Origin of the sequence: Chamaesiphon sp. VAR_69_metabat_338 (genome assembly GCF_031423935.1) — a bacterium.
GTDB lineage: Bacteria > Cyanobacteriota > Cyanobacteriia > Cyanobacteriales > Chamaesiphonaceae > Chamaesiphon.
The window spans coordinates 1-1924 of sequence record NZ_JANPGM010000644.1 but is presented as its reverse complement, the minus strand read 5'-3'; the positions used below and the strand labels follow the sequence as shown (position 1 = coordinate 1924).

Genomic DNA, 1924 nt, shown 5'->3' with positions numbered 1-1924 from the left:
TCGGTCGGATAATGTACGCCTAAATATAAACGACTCAAACCGATCGCCAAAATTAGCACACTTGCGATCGCATAAATATATCGTTTGGATCGCGGTAATTCTTTAGCCAAGATATAGGCAATAAAACCGTAGACAATCATCGAACCCACAGCATGACCGCTAGGAAAAGAAAATGTTAAATCTGTAATTAGTCTCGGCCATAATTCTGGGCGAGGTTTGGCAAAAAATAGCTTCATTTCTTGGTTGATAACTACACCACCCGCACAAGCGATCGCAAATCTAATACCATCTCGATAGTATCTTTTTAGCAGCAGCCACGCGATCGTCATCATAAAAATTGTGACTACAGTTGGCGGATCGCCCAGAGCTGTAAAAAATAGGAATAGGCGATCGAGTGTTGGAGTAGAAAATTGATGAAGCCATAATAAGAAAGCTCGATCGAAGCTAAATGCTTCTTTTTCCCACACTTCGGTACACAACCAAGCCACAACACCCAGAATTACTAAATAAGCAATCAGCCACGCACCCTGCTGGCGCAGGCGGTCGATTAAAGCATGGCGACTAAAGCGCGGGTGATGCATAGTTAATTTAGCTTGGATTGAGAGCGAAAGATCGATACGACGGAGCGATTAATCAGCTCGATCGATTTTGACATGGAGTAAACTAAAAACAGCCCCAATTGCCATTGCAGGGGGCTGTTCGATCGAGCTAAAAATGGCGATTGCCAATGACTAATTGACAGTTGATAGTAACTTCACCAATGGTTGCGTCAGCCAATTGAAACCAACTTTAAGTTGATGTTCGAGCGTTGGCAAACGGTACAGATAGACGAGCCGCCGCGTTAGGTATGCAAGTGGGCCATCTAGTTGAATTCCCAACCCAGATAACACCGCATTATCATCGCCTAAGACCATCATTTCGCCGAGATTGGTATAGCGGAAGGGCAAGAGCGGTCGATTGGTGAGTGACGACCAGATATTCCACGCGACAAAATCCGACTGTTGAAAGGCGACTTGGGCGGTAGTCGGGACAAAGCCGCCATCGGGATCGGAGATCGCGGCAGCATCGCCGAGGGCAAAGATATCGGGGTTATCTTTAGCTTGCAGCAGTTCGGTGATGATAATTTTGCCTCGGGAGTCGAGTGGCAAGCCAAAGCCATCGATCGCCGGACTGACTTGATTACCCACCGTCCACATCACTACTTCGACGGGAATTGTATCGGTCTGACCCTTATAAATTAGCCCGATTGAGTCAGCGGTAATCTCCCCCACGTTAGTTTCGAGGTCAACCCAAACGCCGCGCTGTTCTAGAGCCTTGAGGGCGGCATTGCGGTTGAATTCTGGGGCGTTGGGGAGAATAGTATCGCGCGATTGGATCAGGCGCACGCGTCCGCGATCCTTTAAGCGATCGGCAATCTTGCAAGCGACTTCTACACCACAATAACCAGCCCCGACGATCGCCACCCGAATCCGTTCGGCTGAGGCAGTTTCGAGCTGCCGTAACTTGGCATCGAGCCGGTAAGCATCGGGGAGCGATCGAAAGGGAATCGCGTGTTCGGTGACACCAGGAACGCTTTCAGACGGAGTTTCGCAACCCAGAGCCAGTACTAGTCGATCGAACGCCAGTTCCGTGCCATCTTCTAAGGCGATCGATTTGGCATCGCGATCGATCTGGCGCACAGATCCTTGGATGAAACGAATATCCGTCCCTTTCAACAGTTCGGCAAAGGGTGGTGCGATCTCCCAACTCTGCATTTCACCAGTGATTAGTTCGTACAACAACGGCGCGAATACAAAATTAGGCTGCCTGTCAATCAGGGTGATTTCTGGCTTTTGGCCTGGTTCCCAGACGAGTTGGTGCAATCTTAAGGCTGTATACAAGCCCCCAAATCCCCCACCGAGGATACAGATACGCGGTACTGAAG

General features: G+C 49.3%; 2 protein-coding genes. Both read right to left on the bottom strand.

All coding sequences use genetic code 11. The features are described 5' to 3' along the window. Positions 1–581, bottom strand: a 581-nt coding sequence (locus RMO84_RS17720; RefSeq protein ID WP_310489759.1) for a phosphatase PAP2 family protein, incomplete at its 3' end; no start/stop codon positions are given. A 150-nt stretch (positions 582–731) separates the two neighbouring features. Next, positions 732–1910 carry an NAD(P)/FAD-dependent oxidoreductase gene (locus tag RMO84_RS17715; RefSeq protein WP_396135891.1) on the bottom strand — a complete coding sequence of 393 codons (1179 nt, stop codon included), beginning with the start codon at positions 1908–1910 and terminating at the stop codon, positions 732–734. Positions 1911–1924 lie beyond the last annotated feature (14 nt).